Genomic DNA, 19,024 nt, shown 5'->3' with positions numbered 1-19,024 from the left:
AACTTAAAAACCTTTGATAATTTTTACTCAAATATATAGGAGAAAAAGAATGAAAAAACGTACCTTGGTTTGGCTAGTTTTAGCTCTTGTAATATTCGGAGGCGGAGCATGGGTGGCACAGAAAACAAATCTATTTGGAGAAGTATTTCTTAGTCCGAGAGCAAAGCAGTTGGCATATCTGAAGGAGCATGAAGAAGAAATTGTAAAATTTGTATAGTCTAAAAATTTAAAGATTGAATCTGTTCAGATGGATTGGAATAGTTTAACTGTTGAACAGATAGGGAATGGAACTCCACAAGGTGGAGGTTATAATCTATCAGTGAAGGGTTCTTTTAATCATATAAAGGATTCTGACTTTACAATAGATTTTCGATTAAAAAATAAAAATGATGTGCCTTCAATAGATAGGATTGGTATGTATAGTCAGCCTAGAGTGTTAAAAAATGGAGGTTGGGACAAGTATGACGAATAGTAACTTAAAAACCTTTGATAAATTTTACTCAAATTTAACACCATTCATTCCCAATTGACTTACAATACTTACCAAAAGTTTTTTTATATTCATGATATAATTTACATAAATTCCACTATTTAGGAGAATAGAAATGAAAAAACGTACCTTGATTTGGCTGATTTTAGCACTTGTAATATTTGGAGGTGGAGCATGGCTAGCACAAGAAACAAATTTATTTCTAAGCCCGCGAGCCAAGCAGTTAGCTTATCTAAAGGAACATGAAGAGGAGATGGCGAATTTTATAAAGTCTAGAAATCCTAAAGTCAAAAGTGTCCAATTTGATTGGGATAGTATGAAAGTTGAAGTTATAGGGAACGGCACCCCTCAAGGCGGAGGATATATTTTAATATTAGATGGTAAAGTAAATAATAATGAAAAGACGGAATTTACAATAGGATTTCCTCTAGAATATAATAGAAATAGTATTCCTAATAGTAAGAAAATTTCTGAAATGCAACCGATAAGAGTTTTGAAAGATAATATATGGGAGATTTTTGACTAACAGTAACCTAAAACCTTTGATAATTTTTACTCAAATTTAACAGCACTCATTCCCTATTGACTTACAATACTTGCTAAAAGTATTTTTTTTTACATTCATGATATAATATACTTAGATTCCACTATATAGGAGGAAAGAGATGAAAAAACGTACTTTACTTTGGCTAGTTTTAGCTCTTGTAGTATTTGGAGGAGGAGCATGGATGGCGCAGAAAACAAATCTATTCGGAGGAGTATTTCTTAGTCCGCGAGCCAAGCAGTTGGCTTATTTAAAGGAGCATGAAGAGGAGATTAAGGATTTTGTAAAATCTCAAAATCCAAAGATAGAATCTGTTCAAATAAATTGGCATGAAACTAAGTGGGAAAAAGTTGGAAATGGAACTCCACAAGGTGGAGGGGAAGTTGTGAGTATATTTGGTGAATTTAATAATCTAAAAGAATCAGACTGGAATGTCATAATAGAAATTAAAGAAGGAAAAGTTGATTTGGAAAGCATGGGTATCAGCAATGGTATAAGATTAGGAGGTGAACTTTTTGACAAACAGTAACTTAAAAACCTTTGATAATTTTTATGCAGATTTAGCACAATCTTCTTACCGTGGGAGGCCGATTAGATTTCCTTATGAATCATTAAGTGAGAAAAATAAGGCGAAATTAGATTCGGGAACTTCAATCCCTTTTGATTTTTCCCAAGATGTTGTTTATAAGAAAGAAATCACCCCCGGAGGTAAGAACCTTCCTCATAATGGGAAGGTCTACTTGCAACCAGATCCTGATTTACACGATGTTTATAAAATCACAACAGTTCCTGTTCCTGATACGAACGGTATGAGACAGGAACCTCACAAGACCAAACTCTACCAAAAAGGACTCTTAACTGATGATGAAGCTGGTTTCAGTGCCTACTACTTAACGGATACGCCTACCTTGACTAATGATACTACGAAAACTTATATGACTATCCGCGGCAGTGATGCCATCAGTAAAGAAAATTGGAACGACTGGGTTGACAACGACGCTCAGTTTGCGCTCAACCATATCCATACGCCGCAAGCCAAGTTAGCAACAGTAGGAATGAAAACGAAAATCGCTGAGATGCGCGAAAAGGCTCCAAATGCGACGATGGACATTGCAGCTCATTCCCTAGGAACCATTGTCTCTGCGCAAGGGGTAGCTGGCCTTACTGATGAAGAACTGGAGAAAATCGGCAAAGTCGTCCTCTTTGACGGCCCGGACACGACAAAGAGTTTAAGGAAAATGGGACTCAGCGATGAGAAAATCAAAAAGATTAGCGAAAAAATAGAGTACTATGTCAATCCTTTTGATGTCGTGGGTATGCTCAATCGTGAGCATACCATCACTAAGTTACCTGGGGACTCCGATGAACCTCTTAAAAAACCCGTCGGTAAAGTCAATGTCCTTGTCCCCTTGCATTATACCCAGATTACTGATCCGGAAAGTTCCCATGACTTTGGTGTTTTCCAATCGGATGGAAAGGGAAATTTATTGACTGCTTCTGAGGATTTTCACCCAGAATTGCTCAGGGCAGGTGAAAAGTTGGCTAGATTAATTGCGACAACCTTGGATGTTTTAAGAAATCTAGGAGTTGATGAAAATGTAGCCTCAAATGTTTTAAATGCCATTATGAGGGGGGAAATCGTAAATAAGGCAGCTATCGGATATGGCTTTTATGAGAATTTTAAAACAGAGTATAGTAAAATTGTCGAAGAAGCTCGTAAAGAATCGATAAAATGGGATCGAGAAGCTATTCCTCGTTATCAGGAACAACTGAGAGATGGTAATCTTACAGGAGAAAAGAGGATTTTGGTCCGAGCTCAGTTGCTTCAGACAGCAGCCCAGTTGGCAAATTTTGACATGGAAGACAAAGTTAAATCTGTGAAAACCTTACTTTCAGATGCTAAGGAAGATATTCAAAACATGATAAAAGAAACAAGACAGACAGCCTTTGACATGGTTGGATATTTGTCAAGTTCAGAAGTTACAAATCTACTTTCTGGTTTTGACACAACAAGCTTTTGGGATGAAGGCGTTGCAAGTGACACGAAGACTGCAGCAACATCCTTCCTGACACAAATCGAGCAACTAGGGGAAAGCCTGGTTAAAGCTAGTGGTTCCTTTGAAACCATAGATACAGATAGTGCTGAAGATTTTAACAATCTATTGGCGGATGTAAAACAAACATGGAGGGGAAAAAATGTTAGTCCTAACGGATGAGGATACTTTAATTACAAGAGAGCAACTCGACAGTGGCTTCAAAGAAAGAATGAAGGAACAAGAACGCCAAGCAGTCAGGGGCTTAGTAACTGCAAAAGAACTGTCAATCCTTGCTAAAGGAGTGGAGTTAGCTAAAAAGTTGCAAGAAGCAGCTTCAGATATGCAAGAGTACGCTTCTAAGACTTATGTAAACAATATTAAGGGTGGATTTGAGGGCAAGGCCGCTGATGCTGCCGAAACTTACTTGACCCAGACCATGCAAACCCCTACTTTACAAAGTCCGATCAAAAACTAGGAGAAAACTCGTCATGGATAAAAAGGAACTTCAGAAACTAGAGGATGAGCATAATCGTAAATTACGAGACTTAGAGCGTTTGGAGATGGATTTGGATGATGATTTCCACAAGTTTAGTAGGGAGACGGATCATCTCCTAGAGGCGCTTTCCTATGCATGCAGAGACAGTAGTTTTGCTGAAATTCAACCATATATCTTTGAGATAGAGAACAATTTAGATAACTATCATCAACTTTACAAGAGTCGTATAGAGAATGTGTTGGAAGCTCGTCATCAAGAGAATAAAAACTTTCATAGAAAGTTAGAAGAAAAGAACGTTTAACAAATATACCTTATAAAAGAAGGATGATATGAGTTTGTTATACTTTGTTATTATAAATAAAAAAAGAAGTAATTATACAAGAAAAGTAGATAATTTAATCCTTCTTACTAGTTTTTAGATGGAAACAGCTCTTATTTTTTATAAATAGAATAAAAAATGAATTTTAAACTTGCAATTGAGGCAAATTATTGATATAATGAGGGTATAAATTAATATAAAGGAGTTTCACATGGCTTTAATTCAATTAACAACAGAAGAATTGCGCACCTCTGCTCAAAAGTACACTCAAGGTTCTGAGGAAGTAAGACAAGTACTTCGTACATTGACTCAAGAGCAAAATACTATCCGAGACAACTGGAAAGGTGCTGCTTTTGAGAGCTTTGATCGCCAATTCACAGAATTGTCTCCAAAAATTGAGGAGTTTGCAACTTTGCTTGATGAAATCAATGCACAGTTGAACAAGGTTGCTGAAATTGTTGAACAAAACGACCAAGATCTTGCATCACAAATTTAATTTGTTATATAAGTGGCTTTAGGAGGGCGAGAGCCTTCCTATTTTTTATGACGGAGAAGATTTAAAGTAATATGAAGAAGAATAGAATTTTTAAATATATAGGAAGTAGTCTGCTGGCATTAGGATTGCTTGCATTGATTATTTTTTTGAATCTATCTGTTCAAAAAAATACAACGATTAGCAATGAAAATAATGCAAAGGCTAATCAGCAGACAAAATTAAATGTAGCTATCGTAAATGAAGATAAGCCTGTCTACGTAGATACAAAAGAATACAATCTAGGTGCTAGTTATGTAAAAAATATCGAGCGTGATAATTCACAAAACTGGTCTGTTGTCCCTCGTGGAGCAGCTGATTCTGGGTTAGAAAGTGGGAAATACCAACTCGTTTTAACAATTCCTAGTGACTTTTCTGAAAAAATACTCGATATTAACAGCATCAATGTTGATAAGACAACCATCAATTATAAGGTGAATGCGCAAGGAAATTTGCAAGTAGAAAATGATGCAAATAAACTAGCGAAAGATATTGTTGCTGATTTGAATGGTCAGTTAGTCGATATGTATATGGCTAGTATTTTGAACAACCTTTATACAGCACAAAAGAATGTTCAAGCTAGCTCACAGATACAAGCGACCAATATCGGAAACTATCGTACGAATTTATATAATACAGCTATCAACTCTAAAAATCTTTTCCCAACTCTCTATAGTATGTCTAGTTCCTCTGTTGACGCCAACAGTGCTTTAAAGACAGGTTTGGATAGTTATTCTCAGATTTTTGGTCGTTATGACGTTTCACAGATTGCCTATGGTAAAAAGCTTGACACTCTGCTTCAGGATAGGGTCACTGAGAAGAAAAATCATGCGGATGTTATCACTGGGCTCATTTCTCAGAGTTGGGAAGACGTTAAGGGACAAATTGAAACTTATAAGGAATTAATTAAAGCTCAACGTATTCTGACTTCTAATATAGATGGAACACCAGCATCCACTGATGGAACGTCACCAGAAGTTGAGGCTCACTATAAAAAAGTAGCAGATAATATCAGCAAAGAGATTGCTACTTTAGAGACCAATCTAACAGATGAAAGAACCAAGTTTGAGAATCATAAAAAAGATATTCGTAACTTTGTCGATGAGAAATTAGCCACTTACTATGGGACAAGTGAGAAGAGCAACATCACTCTTAAGCAATTTTTGGATACAGCTGCAAACAAAGACCTAGAGAAGGCTGTAGAATCTCTCAAAGAGCAGTTGGCTTCTGCAATCTCAGAATTACCCAAAGAAGACTTTAGTGGAAAAGAATTTAGTGGTTTTGGTATGACACCAATCACAATTCCTTCTGTAAACTATACTGAATTAAAAACAATCAAAGAGCCTAGTGACGAAATCAATTCGACTGATTTGAAGAATTTGGAAGATTTGGCAATCACGAGTACGAGTGCTGTTGGACGAACAGGAACAAAGGCTAAGGTATCATGGAAAGCTGAATCAGGAGTGACAGTTCACTCAGTCACTTATGATGGTACACCAGTTGAGTTTGGTCAAGAAATTGATTTGAAGACGGGTGGGACTTTTAAAGTAGCCTATAGTGTTGCAGAGGCAGCTCCGACTCCAACTACAGGTTCAACCGGGACTCCAAGCCCAGCTCCAAAAGCAGAGCTAAAATCAATTAATATTTCCTTGAATGATGTCCAAGCAGCCAGTGCTCCAGTAGATGTGTTACGTGTTCAGCAAGCAGCAGTGAGTTATGGACAAAAGGTTCAGAAAATAGCTTCTGACTACCAAAAGGTGGAAGCACTCAGACAAGCATACAATGCTGTCAATGAGTTACGAAATAGTGATGTAACAGATGCTTTGACAAATATTTGGCTTGAAGCTATTAGTTCAAATCTGAAGAAATATGAAGACAGCTTAACTACACCTGCTAGCGATAAAGAAACTGATGGTACTAAAGGAAAAGTAGATAAAGCCTTGTCAGAACTGACTACTCTCAAGCCTGTTCTAGAAAAAAATGTGAAGGATGTTTTGGCTACCAACCAAGAATTGGATACAAAAATCAAGAAACAGTTAGAGTTGTACGAGCAGTTGGAAGGGAAGCTAAAGGATTTGGTTGAGAAGCAAGGGGGGAGCAATTCTGCTTTTGAAGAGACTGATAAACAATTGGCCACCCTAAAATCGGATTATGCAGCTCTATTGTCAGAAACTACGGGTGTGAAGGAGTCTTCTCAAAGTAATGTCAAAGCTGCAGAGTCTGTGAATGAAACTTTAGGTAAGTTCAATCGTGAATTGTCAAACGCTCAAACAAGTACTGAAAAGTTGTCGCAGGATGCTGACTCCTTGATGACGCAGTTTAACGAAGAATTGACTAACAATGGAAACTTTGTAGAATCCTTTGTGAAGGTTCTGAATAATGCCTATCAAAATGGGGTACCAAACGAAGTATTGTTGAACTTCTTATCCAATCCTGTTACCCAAAATTCTACTTCAGTAAAAGCGACTGTCAATGTTTACCGTCCATTTACATGGATTTTACTATTGGAGATTGTTAGCCTCTTTACAGCCTATCTGTTTGCAACTCAAAACGTTATTCGCAAAGTCAAAGATAAGTTCAAACTTGATAAGTTACATGATACAGACTTGATGACGGTAACCATCCTATCTGCTTTAAGTCTCGTTGTCGGATTGGTAGTTGGTGTTGTATCAAGTGTTCAGCTACAGGTTGGCCGTGAATATCAACCATCTTGGGTTCTATTAATTGTTTTAGCCGCATTTGTACTGATTCAAGGACAATATCTATTGCTTAAACATTTCCGAGTGATTGGTATGGGACTCTCCTTCTTTATGATGATTAGCTTTGTCTACCTATCAAATGCTATTGGGACAACAGCAAGTCTAACTGGTTTCCCAGCATTTATCAAAAATCTCAATGCGTTATCGATATTAGAAGGTTTGCTCTCAGGATACTTTGATGGACATCCAGCAGCAATTATCGCTTTTGTTGCAACGATTGTTGTCATAGCTGTTTTACTTGTTATAAATGTTTTTATCAGAGAAAGTAGTTTGTGGTTTCAAGCAAGCCAAGCTGAGAAAGAATAGAAATTAGAAATATGAAGAAAATCATTCTTTTCCTTCTTACCTTAGTAACATGTGCAGCAGTCTCTGGGGCTGCTGCAGATGATTTGAAGGATAACAGTCTGCAGATTGATGATTCCCGACTTGAAAAGAAAGAGGGATTGAAATTTGGTCTACAGTCTGAACAAATCAAGGAGCTTTTTAATGAAGCGACTCAAAAGAGGTTGCAGGACATGCAACAGCATCAAGAGGAACAGTTGATCACAGAAAGGGGCCAACTGTTTTCTGCTATACAGAGACCAGTGAAAAAATCTTCTGAAGAACAGTTGTTTCAGCCCAATGCTCAAAAAACAATTAAATTTCAAACAAATATAGGCCATGTAGAAAAAGGTGGTCTGAATGACTTTCTTCCAGAGATATTCTATGTGGTGTTGATTTTCTTGCTTTTTGGAGCAACGGCAGTAATGAGTTATCGTGTGATGGTAGAAGGGATGGACTAATTTTACAACTAGTCTGTCTAAATAACTTAGAAAAGGATAAACCAGACATAGGAGGCGTGTAAAAGGTGGAGCAACATATCAATATTACCCTACGTTTGAGAGAAAGAGATGTGGATATTCGCATTCCACGGCGAATTGAAGTGCGCCGGCTGGTGCGAGAAGTGGATACGATTTTTAATCCAGGTACCAAGCGAAAAAAATATCAATTAAGAATTGTCAATAAAGGTTTGTTGATTGATGAAGGGAAACATCTGTCTGATTATCCTATGACGACAGGAGATTTAGTAGAAATTGAGGAGATATAGGTGGCTGAAGAAAAATTTGAATTTGGTGGACAGTCGTTTGTCTATGAAAAAAATGAAACAAACTGGGAATTAAAACTCAAACGTTCAGATGTTGCGAGTCAAGATTTACGGGAACTCTTACTATTGGATTTACATCATCCATTCTTTTTGGAGCAATCGATGGTGTCTGATGAGGATAGTGTCATCTTCTCCTATCAAGTCGAAGCTCATGGACTGACTTATGAGGAAATAAAGGAACGTACCATTTCGGAAAGAATCCGTTTGGCCCTAAACGTTTTTCGTCTAGAGGGCGCCTTGGAGTTACCTGTGACTTTCCTTTTGCACCCAGTAAATCTCTTTATTACCAAGGATGCTCAGGCTAAGATTGCTTATCGTGGAATTCCTGGTCTGATGGTTCCTCAATCCATATCCTCAGAAGATTTTTTACGCCAGGCTAAATGTTTTACAGTAACACTATTTAGCGATTTGGATTTCATGGATCTTTATAATGGTTCCTTGGAATTAGAGACCTTGCCAGACTTCTTAAATGATCTATGTCAGGCAGATGATATAGAGGCTGCAGTAGCTGTTTTGGAGAAGTACTACACGGAGAAGGCTGCGAAAGAACGAGCAGACTTGGTCTTGGTTCCAAGTAGACGCCATCGTGTCTTTAAACTGGCAACGATTTGGTTAACAGCCAGCGTTGTCTTGTTGATCGTTCCACTTATCTATCTGATTTTTGTGCAAAATCCTTTCAAAGAAAAGATGTTGCAGGCAGATACTGCCTTTATTAAAGTGGATTATAGTGGTGTTATTACAGAATTAGAGAGAATTGATCCAGCTAGCTTACCGAATACGCAAAAGTATGAGTTGGCTTACTCTTATATTCAGGGATTGGAATTTTCTTCTGAACAAAAGAAAGTCATCTTGAACAACGTAACACTCAAGTCAGATGAGCTTTATTTGACTTACTGGATCCAGGTTGGGCGCAATCGTTTTGAAGAGGCTCTTGATATTGCGAAACGGATTAACGACAGTGACTTGATTCTCTATGCTTTGACTCAGGAAATCAAGCAGGTTCGAGAAGATGGTAACTTGTCAGGGAAAGACCGTGAAAGTAAGTTGAATACTTTGGAAAGCGAGTATAAGAAATACTGGGATAGTCGAAGTGAGCTACTAACGAGTGAATCAAGCTCCAATGCTTCTACAACTCCTAACCCTCAAGACAAGGCTTCTGAAAGCAAACCGTCATCTGAGAAGAAACCTGTTCCAAGTAGCTCCTCTAGCAATTAAAGTAGACCAAGGAGAGAAATTATGAAAAAACAAATCATTTTCTACAGCCAAGGTCTACGTTATGAAGTAGAACTGAGTGCAGATAAGACGGTCTTGATCGGGGCGACTGAAAAGGCCCAAGTCTACCTTTCTCAACAGGAAAGACCGATTCAGCTCAAGGTCGATGGTGACGAGGTCTTTTATCAGTACGACGATGAAGCAGGACTCTTGAAAGATGGTCTGCGTTTGGGTGAGGTCGTCTTTTATCTCCGAGAAGGGGAGCCAAGGGTTTATGACCTTTTGGATTTATCAGAGTTTCAGATTGGCTCTCAAAGAGGTGCATTGATCACACTAGATGGAGATGTTGAACTCTTACTCCAAAAATCCCAAAATCAATGGAAGCTAACTCGACTAAAAGGCGCATTTTATCGAAACAATCATCTGGAACAAATGGACCAGCAATTGATTGGTTTTGGAGATGAGTTGAGTCTAGGTGCGGTGACGATCAAGTTCTATCCTGATGAAGTATGGGTCCAGGGTCCTGCCCAAGTTGGGCCACAACTGACTCTGAGAGAACCATCTCGATATGGTTTTTATGAAGATTATCCAGATTATCATCGTTCTCCACGGATCATCTATCGTGGCAGCGAAGATAAAATCTTGATCAATCCCCCAGGCCAGGAACCGGTTAAACCGAGCGATGAACTGTTAAAGCTGATCGTTCCTCCTCTGATGATGGTCGGAGTAACCGTCTTAATCACCTTAATTCAACCTCGAGGGATCTATATCCTTGCGACAGTAGGGATGTCCATAACCACAATGATTTTTTCTATCCGTGGTTTCATAAAAAATCGTAAAAAGTACAAGGCTGATAAGAAGGAACGGGTCGATCTCTATCGTCTTTACCTGAAAGATAAGGTCAAGGAATTGACTCGTCTGGAACGAGAACAAAAAGAAGGGATGCACTATCATTTTCCAACGATTTTAGAATTGACGGACTTGGTTGAGAGTTACAATCACCGGATCTACGAAAAGACTCCCTTGCATTTTGACTTTTTATACTATCGTTTGGGACTCGGGAAAATGCCGACTAGCTATGACTTGAAATACGGTCAACAGGAGCGTAGCGGTAAGAAGGATGCTCTAGAAGAAGAGGGTTACGCTCTCTATAGTCGTCACAAAAAAATCCCAGATATGCCAATCCCGGCAAACCTCAGCCATGGACCGGTGGGTTATATTGGACCTAGAAATCTCGTCCTAGAGCAACTGCAGCTTTTGGTGATGCAGCTAGCGACTTTCCATTCTTATCATGATGTGCAGTTTATTACGATCTTACCTGAAGAGGAAAAAGAGCAATGGTCTTGGATGCGTTGGCTTCCTCATGCCAAACTGCAAGAACTCAATGTCCGCGGTTTTGTCTACAATCAACGAACACGGGACCAAGTTCTGAATAGTTTGAACCAGATCTTGAAACTACGTCGTAGTCAAAAGGAAGAAGCATCCCACAAGGAGAGCACCCTCTTCCATCCTCATTACGTGGTTTTAGTGACCGATGAGAAGCTGATTTTGGATCATATCATCATGGAGTTCTTTACCGAAGATCCAACGGAATTAGGCTGTTCTCTCATCTTTGTAGAGGATGTCATGAGTTCCTTGTCTGAGAACATCCAAACAGTGATCAATATTAAGGACCGCAATACGGGCCAACTGGTCATGGAAGAAGGAGTTTTGAAAGAGACGGACTTCCGTTTGGACCATTTCCCAGCAGATTATGATAAGGAGCGGATCGCCCGTACCTTGGCACCGCTCAATCACCTCCAAAACCTGAAGAGTTCGATCCCAGATTCTGTGACCTTTATGGAAATGTATGGGGCGGAAACCTTTGAGGATTTGCAGGTATCGAGCCGTTGGAAAAAGAACGCACCTTACAAGAGTTTGGCTGTGCCGATTGGTCTGCGTGGTCAGGATGACCTGGTTCAGCTCAATCTGCATGAAAAAGCCCATGGACCACATGGTTTGATCGCAGGGACGACTGGTTCAGGGAAGTCAGAAACCATCCAATCCTATATCTTATCCCTCGCTGTTAACTTCCACCCTCATGATGTGGCTTTCTTGCTGATTGACTATAAGGGTGGTGGGATGGCCAATCTCTTTAAAAACCTTCCCCATCTCTTGGGGACGATTACCAACTTGGATGGTGCCCAATCTATGCGGGCTCTGGCTTCGATCAATGCGGAGATCCATCGTCGTGAACGACTCTTTGGAGAGTTTGAAGTCAACCATATCAATCAATACCAGAAGAAATTTAAAAACGGAGAAGCGACAGAACCGCTCCCTCACCTCTTTCTCATCTCAGATGAGTTCGCAGAGCTCAAGGTCAACCAGCCCGACTTTATCAAGGAGCTGGTATCCATCGCTCGGGTTGGGCGTTCCCTCGGGGTCCACTTGATCCTAGCTACCCAGAAACCATCTGGTGTGGTGGATGACCAGATCTGGTCTAACTCACGCTTCAAGATCGCCCTTAAGGTGGCGGATCGTTCGGACTCCAATGAAATGCTTCATACACCGGACGCAGCCGAGATTACTCAGACGGGACGTGCCTATCTACAGGTCGGGAATAACGAAGTCTATGAGCTCTTCCAGTCAGCCTGGTCAGGGGCGGATTACCAGCCGGACAAGGATGATATGGGGATCGAGGACCATACTATCTACTTGATCAATGAATTGGGCCAATATGAAATCTTGAATGAAGACCTATCAGGCTTAGAAGATGTGGATGAGATCAAGGAAGTGCCGACAGAGTTGGATGCGATAGTGCACCATATCCAGCTCTTGTGTAAAGAACAAGAAATTCCTCCAGTACCACAGCCATGGTTGCCACCGCTCAAAGAGCGAATCGCACTAGACGAACTGGAAGAAGTGCAACCGACAGTAGCCTGGGGACAAGAGAAACCACTCTCTGTCCTCTTGGGGATGGCGGATATCCCGCAGGCCCAGAAGCAGGAAGCTGTCTCTATCAATCTCTCCAAGGATGGTCATATCCTCCTTTATGGAAGTCCGGGTACAGGAAAGACCACCTTCCTTCAGACTGCTGGTATGGACTTGGCTCGTAAATTCAGTCCCAAGGCCCTTACCATGTACTTGATGGACTTTGGTACTAATGGTTTGGCTCCATTGTCCAAGCTTCCACAGGTGGCAGATACCATGCTTTTGGACCAAACAGAGAAGATCTCTAAGTTTGTACGAATCATGGAGCGCGAACTTAACCGTCGTAAGAAACTCCTTGCGGACTATGGTGTTGGGACCTTGGAACTCTACCGTCAGGCCAGTGGTCAGGAAGAGCCGGCTATTGTCATCCTCTTAGATAGCTATGAAGCCTTCAAGGAAGAAGCCTATGAGGCGGAACTCTTCAAGCTCTTGGTGCGTATCTCTCGTGAAGGTCTCAGTATCGGGGTTCACCTCTTGATGACAGCCGGTCGTCAAACCAACCTTCGTGCTCAACTCTACTCGAACTTCAAGCACCAGTTGAGCCTGCCACAAAATGAGGCAGGTGAAGTGCGGGCAATCGTGGGCTCTACACCACTTGCTATGACTATGGAAGATATCAAGGGACGTGCCCTTATGAAGCGTGAAGAGGTGGATGTCATCCAGCTGGCTCTCCCAGTTTATGGAGCCAATGACACTCAAGTCCTCAACAACCTGCGCCAAGCAGTCGCTTCCCTCCAAGAAGCCTGGACCGGACAGCGCCCAAGTGCCATTCCGATGGTGCCAGAGGAGTTGACGATGGAAGTATTTCTCAATCTGCCTACAACTCAAGAAGCGATTCAAAATCATGCATTACCGATTGCAATTAGTTGCGAGGAAGCTGAGATTATCCCAATTAATCTATCTACATTAAAAAATATTGTAGTTTTATCAGAAAGTAAGCAAGCTCTTCAGTATACAATTTGTCATCTAGTTAGTGTAATTAATCACTGTCTAGACAATGGTCATGTATTGTTAGTAGACTCTAACGAAGAGTATTCATTCTTAAAAGAAAAAGCAAATGCATATATTTCAGGAGAAGAAATCTTAGATCTATTTAATAATCTTGATAAGGAGATAACAAACAGGAAAGAAACTCCAAAAGATGTTCAAACTTTCATCGTTATACCGGATTTGGCTTCTTTTGTTGAAAAAGTTTCTATATCTGAAGATGATTTTTATCAATTGTATATTAATGCTTATAAATACGGTCTGCACTTTATTACTGCGGGTTCAAAATCGGTATTCTTTAAGGTAAATCCTGTGATTAAAGGCATTAAGGAAAATATTACAACAGCAGTTATTGCTATGCGTTTATATGATCAATCAATTGTGGAACACAATTCAAATAATCGAGAGAAAAAATTAGAGTGGGATCAAGCCTATATTTATGATAAAGGAAGAACTCAAAAAGTAAAATTAATCAAACAAGAAATCGAGGAATAAATTATGTCAGAAAAACTTTATCCATTAGGAACAGTAGTGTATTTAAAAGAAGGAACAGAAAAACTCATGGTTATCGGTCGTGGGGTCGTTTACCAGGATCAGGAAACAAACTCTGAGATGTTTGTAGATTATATGGGTTGTCTTTACCCAAGTGGTATCAATCCAAACAATACAATATTCTTTAATCAAGAAAATATTGATCGAGTTGTTTTCAAAGGTTTTGTGGATGAAGAGGAAGAACGTTTCATAGAAATTTATCAAAATTGGGAGAAGTCTCTTACGATCCCTAAAAAGAAAATAGATTAAACAAAACTCTTACGGAGGTGGTCGTAGATGAATTATAAGGAAAGAATTGCTGCTTTGAATACTTTTAAAACTGCCATAACAGAAGGAGATACAACAGATAGTGTATCAGGTGTTTCTACAGATATTTCTGGTTGGGAAGGTAATGCTGATTCGAAGTTTGATGATTATGTTCTAACAATTAAGGCCGACTGTGCAGATATTTCTGCCAAAAAGGCAAGTTTTCTTAGTGAGGTTGATGGGAGAATATCCCAAATTCAAGCGATGTTTGATCTTGATGTCGCTTTAAATAGTTGGAGATTGGGTATGGTGTACGATTCAAAAGATTCGGCAAACAATAAAGCTCTAGTATATGATTCTATTAGCCAAGCTGATTTGGATTCGAGTGTACGTGATTATCTATTGGGTATGGTTTATTAGGGGGTAACATGACTACTATCAAGATGGACAAAGAAACATTTGTATCATCGGTTGAGAAATTGATACAAAATGTTGATAATTATACAAAAAGTGTGACAACTTCTGCTTCCCAATTTAGTTTATTTCAAAGTGATTTGTTGGGGGACGGCTATGCTAAATTATTTAATAAAGTAGATTCAGAATTAAAAAACCAAAAGCTCTTAGTGGCAGAATGCATTGTATTGTCTGAAAGTGCAAAAAGTTTTGCTGAAGAGATTTCGTCTGCTGAATCTTCTGTTTCATTTTAAGTGAAGGGAGAGAGATTATGGCAGAAATAAAATATATCGCAGATCAACATAAACAGTTTCAAGATGAGTTACAAAAAATTGGGGATGGGTTTAGTGACTTGATTACAGAATTGGGAAATGTAAAAACATCCGTTAGTTCAAATCTTAAGGGTGAAGCAGCTACTTCATTGGAAACTGCGATTAATGATTTAACTGCAAAATTAACAAAAGCAAAGACTAATTGGCATACGACTAATGAAAATGCGAAAAAAGTAGAAGAGATCATCAAAAAAGCAGATGAAGATGCTAAGAAGATAGTGGATGAGCAGAAATAAGGAGGATTTGCATGGCTGATGGAGTATTTACGATACCAATGAGTGAGTATTACAGTAAATCAAGTGAGCTTAAGGGGAAAGTTTCAGATTTGATTACTGATGTTGAAAATAATTTTTTAAGTAAGGTTAGTGCGAATATTGATACACTGGATGGACAAGATATTAGTGTTGTAGAAGGCTTTGCCTCTTATACGAGCGCTAAGAGCAAATTAGAAACTCTGAAAGAATATGAGACACAACTAACGAAGATGTCCACCGAGGGCGATAGTAATCCTCTAAATGGAGTGGTGAGTCTAGATAAACAGTATAGCGCCAAGTTTTTGGATGTTTCAAAAGGAGCAGACTCTCAAACGGTTGCATCAGCTATTTCTGCAATTGACCGAAATATTAGTTCACAAGCAGAGGTGATAAAAGCGAGAGAGAGTTTTCTTGCTTTTATATCCAGTTTGACAGGAATAGGTGAAAAAGAAGCAATCGCTAAGATCCTTGGGATAGATGCCAATGATCTTGGTAAGTGGGCGAAAGCTGCGGCAGATAGAATCAAGGGTGTTGATGATTTTTCGAAATTACTAGACACTTTATATACAGGAAGTGGTAAAGGAATATCATTTCAAACACTTTTATACAGTAAAGAAATAGGTCAAGCCCTTCAAAGCTCCCCGTTGGTAGAAAAAGTATTAACCTTTATGATGGATCTGCCCGATGCACTAAAAAGCACTAAATGGGTTAGTAAGTTAAGTAAGCTTGTAGGGCCTGTTACAAAGGGATTCAAACACATCAAAACAGCAGCTTCGTTTTTTATGGGAGAGTATGCAACAGGGCTTGGTAATATAGCAAAGGATTTTATAAAAAGTGACAAGTTTAAAATCGGAGGAGAAATTGTAGGTTGGGGTGTATTGGCCGTGGAAGAGGGAGTCAATATCTATAAGAACTATAACAATTCCAAGACCGATTCCAAGACGACCGTAGGGAAAATCGGGAAGTCTGTGCTAGGTGGTACTGTTGATACCATATCTAACGTTGGTCCCCTAGATGGTATGTGGCTAGGAGCTAAGGCAGGAGCACTAGGAGGAAATCCAGTAGGTGGAGCTCTCGCTGGTCTTGCAGTAGGTACATTCAATCTTGCAGGCTCTATATTCTTCCCTGAGGAGAAAAAGGCTTTGTATGACGGAGTTAAAAATTTTGCTTATGGTGCAGTGGACGTGGTAGAATCGACGGTGGAGTCTATCGGAAACGGAATCCACCAGGGCTTGGAGACTGTCAAAAGTGTGGGCAAGAATGTTTCAGATTTTTTCAATGGTGGTCTGAAGACGGTCTCATCCTTGTTTGGATAATAGGAGAAAATAAATGGATAAGATACAAAAAGACATTAATGATGCACTTGAGACAACTCGGAAATTAAATATAGTAAAGGCGATTTTTGGACTACCACTATATTCGTTTTTGATTGTTTGGGGCACATATTTTCCTATGGGAATCCTTCGATTGGCTAGTAAAAATGGACATGAACTAGTTACACAGTTGACATCAGTAGAAAATAGCCTGATTCCCCCAAATAGTTTCTTTGTCTTTCTATTCTTGTTTTGTTGTGGTCATTTTACTTATTTTTATATTAATTCTAAAAGAAATCGTATTAAAGCTTATTTAATGACTCAGATTTTTCAATTATTTGTGCTTGTGATTTTTTATTATAGTTGGTTTATAGCCATCTTATACTTAATCCCCCTAGTGGCAATTCGTATCGTCTACTGGATTGGTTTTGTGTTATCACTGATTTACCTTATTTATATCCTTGTCACAAAGCAGCGCGCTAGCAAGGATTATTTCTCCTCAGAATATTATAAAAAATTTTTGAATGTTATTTTATTCTTATGGTTGTTGATGTCTGGAATCAATCTCTTTACCCATGGTCTTAATAACCTTCTGGCACATTTGTTGCTTGCTTTATTACCGATTTCACCTATTTTCTTAGGCCTATTTTTGGTATCATTTTTTAAATCCAATGTAGTAACTCTAGAGAACTTGAATACAGTCAATAAAAATCAAGAGAAATACCGTGAAGAGTATGGCTATACCATCGAAGAATGGTATGGAAAGAAGTCAAAAATGTACAAGGACCATGTCAAGAAGTCTAAGAAGAGATAAAGGTTTATAGGGACTATTTCTAGTCTCATGAAACTAACCACCTGAAACAAATTCAGGTGGGTTTCTTTTGCTTTTCTCATCTTCTCACGGTATCGCTCGTGTGGTATAATGGAGAAGAATATTGTTTCTGTTTGGTAACGATCCCAAGACGGCTGTAGGGAAAATCGGGAAGTCTGTGATCGGTGGTACCATTGATACCATATCTAATGTTGGTCCCTTAGATGGTATGTGGCTAGGAGCTAAGGCAGGAGCACTAGGAGGGGTTCCAGCATTTGGAGCCCTCGCTGGCTTTGCTTTAGGAACGCTTAATCTTATCGGTTCTGCAGTTGCACCAGAATTTAAAAAGTCTGTTTATGACGGAGTTAAAAATTTTGCTTATGGTGCTGTGGACGTGGTAGAATCAGGAGTGGAGTCTATCGGAAATGGAATCCACCAGGGCTTGGAGACCGTCAAAAGTGTGGGCAAGAATGTTTCTGATTTTTTCAATGGTGGTCTGAAGGCGGCCTCATCCTGGTTTGGATAATAGGAGAAAATAAATGGAAGAAAAGCAAAAAGATATTAATGAAGCACTAGAAACAACGCGAGGATGGAATATATTAGTAATGATTTTCGTAATGCCATTATTTCTTGGTTTATGTATACTTGCACCTCATCTTGCGATTAGTTCAGGAATATATATGAGTAAGAATAGTATAACTTTTTTGCAGCCGCTTACTGAATTAGAGTATCAACTAATCATCCCAGAAAAAGTTTTTGGTATTTCATTTTTTGTTTATTGGGCGATGTATATGATTATGTATATCATTTCAAAAAGAAATAGAATTTATGCTTATATACTCAATTTACTCGTCTTATTCACTCTTATTCATTTAAGCATTTTTGGACTATTTTTAGGCTTGCAATTCTTTGTTCCTTTTTTAATCATTCGGATTATTTATTGGCTAGCTTATTCCGTAGCAGTTGTCTATATTATTTATAGTCTCATAACAAAGTCATATACTAGAGTTTTTGATATTGACAAGGAGAAAATAAAGAAATATACAAATGTTATCTTGGCATTATGGTTTATAAATTTTATTGCTGGTATTCTTATTTCAGGGTTTAAAAATTTACTTGCTCATTTACTTTTGGCTATATTACCCATCGCTCCAATCTTTCTCATTATTATCTTAATATCATTGAGTAAATCAACATTCTCTTCACTATTTAATCTTAATGAAGTTAATAAAAACCAAGAGAAATACCGCGAAGAATACGGTTATACCATTGAAGAATGGTATGGAAAGAAGTCAAAAATGTACAAGGAACATGTGAAGAAGTCTAAAAAGAAATAAAGGTTTATAGACACTATTTCTAGTATCATGAAGCTAACCACCTGAAACAAATTCAGGTGGTTTTCTTTTGCTTCTCTCATCTTCTCACGGTATTGCTCATGTGATATAATGAGATAAGGACTGTTCCTCATTTCAGACGAGTTTATGGAATTCAGGATAAGTTAGCAGGTGAGACGAGTATTTCTGTCGGTCTCCTATCTACCTGTTAACAACTGTCAAAAGTAAAAGGAGATTGTA

19 protein-coding genes and 1 pseudogene are annotated in these 19,024 nt (G+C 38.8%); all 20 read left to right on the top strand.

What is annotated here, in order from left to right; translation table 11 throughout:
* Positions 1-49 precede the first annotated feature (49 nt).
* The 20 genes and pseudogenes from O3655_RS06115 (at position 50) to O3655_RS06020 (ending at position 18,787) form a co-directional block, all read left to right on the top strand.
* Positions 50-472 (top strand): annotated as a pseudogene (locus tag O3655_RS06115) (hypothetical protein).
* 133 nt (positions 473-605) lie between these two features.
* Entirely contained in the window at positions 606-1,016 is a 411-nt protein-coding gene (locus tag O3655_RS06110; RefSeq protein ID WP_049479023.1) for a hypothetical protein, read from the top strand.
* A gap of 139 nt (positions 1,017-1,155) precedes the next feature.
* Entirely contained in the window at positions 1,156-1,563 is a 408-nt protein-coding gene (locus tag O3655_RS06105) for a hypothetical protein (RefSeq protein ID WP_049479024.1), read from the top strand.
* Positions 1,550-3,250, top strand: coding sequence for a DUF2974 domain-containing protein (locus O3655_RS06100; RefSeq protein ID WP_216734017.1), 1,701 nt, complete (start codon positions 1,550-1,552; stop codon positions 3,248-3,250). The genes O3655_RS06105 and O3655_RS06100 overlap by 14 nt, the downstream gene beginning before the upstream one ends.
* Positions 3,231-3,545: a hypothetical protein gene (locus tag O3655_RS06095; protein WP_216734019.1), complete on the top strand. Its 315-nt coding sequence runs from the start codon at positions 3,231-3,233 to the stop codon at positions 3,543-3,545. Before O3655_RS06100 ends, O3655_RS06095 begins: the two co-directional genes overlap by 20 nt.
* A 13-nt stretch (positions 3,546-3,558) precedes the next feature.
* Positions 3,559-3,867, top strand: a complete 309-nt coding sequence (locus tag O3655_RS06090; RefSeq protein WP_000358232.1) for a hypothetical protein — start codon at positions 3,559-3,561, stop codon at positions 3,865-3,867.
* Positions 3,868-4,096: 229 nt separating this feature from the next.
* Positions 4,097-4,381 carry a WXG100 family type VII secretion target gene (locus tag O3655_RS06085; protein WP_001173991.1) on the top strand — a complete coding sequence of 95 codons (285 nt, stop codon included), beginning with the start codon at positions 4,097-4,099 and terminating at the stop codon, positions 4,379-4,381.
* Between the two features lie 71 nt (positions 4,382-4,452).
* A complete protein-coding gene (gene esaA, locus O3655_RS06080; RefSeq protein WP_371641240.1) occupies positions 4,453-7,482 on the top strand; it encodes a type VII secretion protein EsaA in 3,030 nt (1,009 codons plus the stop codon).
* Positions 7,483-7,493: 11 nt separating this feature from the next.
* Positions 7,494-7,958, top strand: a complete 465-nt coding sequence (gene essA, locus O3655_RS06075; protein ID WP_000720507.1) for a type VII secretion protein EssA — start codon at positions 7,494-7,496, stop codon at positions 7,956-7,958.
* A gap of 65 nt (positions 7,959-8,023) precedes the next feature.
* Complete coding sequence (locus O3655_RS06070; protein WP_049520611.1) at positions 8,024-8,263, top strand: EsaB/YukD family protein; 240 nt, start codon at positions 8,024-8,026, stop codon at positions 8,261-8,263.
* A complete protein-coding gene (essB, locus tag O3655_RS06065) occupies positions 8,264-9,535 on the top strand; it encodes a type VII secretion protein EssB (protein WP_049520612.1) in 1,272 nt (423 codons plus the stop codon).
* Between the two features lie 21 nt (positions 9,536-9,556).
* On the top strand, positions 9,557-13,984 hold the full coding sequence (essC, locus tag O3655_RS06060; RefSeq protein WP_371641238.1) for a type VII secretion protein EssC: 4,428 nt from the start codon (positions 9,557-9,559) through the stop codon (positions 13,982-13,984).
* 3 nt (positions 13,985-13,987) lie between these two features.
* Entirely contained in the window at positions 13,988-14,290 is a 303-nt protein-coding gene (locus tag O3655_RS06055; RefSeq protein WP_041170803.1) for a DUF4176 domain-containing protein, read from the top strand.
* Positions 14,291-14,317: 27 nt separating this feature from the next.
* Positions 14,318-14,707 (top strand): hypothetical protein, encoded by a 390-nt coding sequence (locus O3655_RS06050; protein WP_070657058.1) that lies wholly within the window; start codon positions 14,318-14,320, stop codon positions 14,705-14,707.
* A gap of 8 nt (positions 14,708-14,715) precedes the next feature.
* A complete protein-coding gene (locus tag O3655_RS06045) occupies positions 14,716-14,994 on the top strand; it encodes a hypothetical protein (protein WP_070657062.1) in 279 nt (92 codons plus the stop codon).
* A 17-nt stretch (positions 14,995-15,011) separates the two neighbouring features.
* On the top strand, positions 15,012-15,308 hold the full coding sequence (locus O3655_RS06040) for a peptidase (protein ID WP_070657065.1): 297 nt from the start codon (positions 15,012-15,014) through the stop codon (positions 15,306-15,308).
* An 11-nt stretch (positions 15,309-15,319) separates the two neighbouring features.
* On the top strand, positions 15,320-16,642 hold the full coding sequence (locus O3655_RS06035; RefSeq protein WP_371641237.1) for a hypothetical protein: 1,323 nt from the start codon (positions 15,320-15,322) through the stop codon (positions 16,640-16,642).
* Positions 16,643-16,655: 13 nt separating this feature from the next.
* Positions 16,656-17,453 carry a hypothetical protein gene (locus tag O3655_RS06030; protein WP_070657069.1) on the top strand — a complete coding sequence of 266 codons (798 nt, stop codon included), beginning with the start codon at positions 16,656-16,658 and terminating at the stop codon, positions 17,451-17,453.
* Positions 17,454-17,574: 121 nt separating this feature from the next.
* Positions 17,575-17,976, top strand: coding sequence for a hypothetical protein (locus O3655_RS06025; protein WP_049478807.1), 402 nt, complete (start codon positions 17,575-17,577; stop codon positions 17,974-17,976).
* A 13-nt stretch (positions 17,977-17,989) separates the two neighbouring features.
* Entirely contained in the window at positions 17,990-18,787 is a 798-nt protein-coding gene (locus tag O3655_RS06020) for a hypothetical protein (protein ID WP_049478808.1), read from the top strand.
* Positions 18,788-19,024: the final 237 nt, after the last annotated feature.

Source organism: Streptococcus sp. 27098_8_70, assembly GCF_041432215.1.
Classification (GTDB): Bacteria; Bacillota; Bacilli; order Lactobacillales; family Streptococcaceae; genus Streptococcus; species Streptococcus oralis_CP.
This window is presented reverse-complemented; position numbering and strand designations above follow the sequence as displayed.

Coding starts and splice junctions, on each gene's coding strand:
- O3655_RS06110 (WP_049479023.1), top strand. CDS start 606: ATGAAAAAACGTACCTTGATTTGGCTGATTTTAGCACTTGTAATATTT.
- O3655_RS06105 (WP_049479024.1), top strand. CDS start 1,156: ATGAAAAAACGTACTTTACTTTGGCTAGTTTTAGCTCTTGTAGTATTT.
- O3655_RS06095 (WP_216734019.1), top strand. CDS start 3,231: ATGTTAGTCCTAACGGATGAGGATACTTTAATTACAAGAGAGCAACTC.
- O3655_RS06090 (WP_000358232.1), top strand. CDS start 3,559: ATGGATAAAAAGGAACTTCAGAAACTAGAGGATGAGCATAATCGTAAA.
- O3655_RS06085 (WP_001173991.1), top strand. CDS start 4,097: ATGGCTTTAATTCAATTAACAACAGAAGAATTGCGCACCTCTGCTCAA.
- esaA (WP_371641240.1), top strand. CDS start 4,453: ATGAAGAAGAATAGAATTTTTAAATATATAGGAAGTAGTCTGCTGGCA.
- essA (WP_000720507.1), top strand. CDS start 7,494: ATGAAGAAAATCATTCTTTTCCTTCTTACCTTAGTAACATGTGCAGCA.
- essC (WP_371641238.1), top strand. CDS start 9,557: ATGAAAAAACAAATCATTTTCTACAGCCAAGGTCTACGTTATGAAGTA.
- O3655_RS06055 (WP_041170803.1), top strand. CDS start 13,988: ATGTCAGAAAAACTTTATCCATTAGGAACAGTAGTGTATTTAAAAGAA.
- O3655_RS06050 (WP_070657058.1), top strand. CDS start 14,318: ATGAATTATAAGGAAAGAATTGCTGCTTTGAATACTTTTAAAACTGCC.
- O3655_RS06045 (WP_070657062.1), top strand. CDS start 14,716: ATGACTACTATCAAGATGGACAAAGAAACATTTGTATCATCGGTTGAG.
- O3655_RS06040 (WP_070657065.1), top strand. CDS start 15,012: ATGGCAGAAATAAAATATATCGCAGATCAACATAAACAGTTTCAAGAT.
- O3655_RS06035 (WP_371641237.1), top strand. CDS start 15,320: ATGGCTGATGGAGTATTTACGATACCAATGAGTGAGTATTACAGTAAA.
- O3655_RS06030 (WP_070657069.1), top strand. CDS start 16,656: ATGGATAAGATACAAAAAGACATTAATGATGCACTTGAGACAACTCGG.
- O3655_RS06020 (WP_049478808.1), top strand. CDS start 17,990: ATGGAAGAAAAGCAAAAAGATATTAATGAAGCACTAGAAACAACGCGA.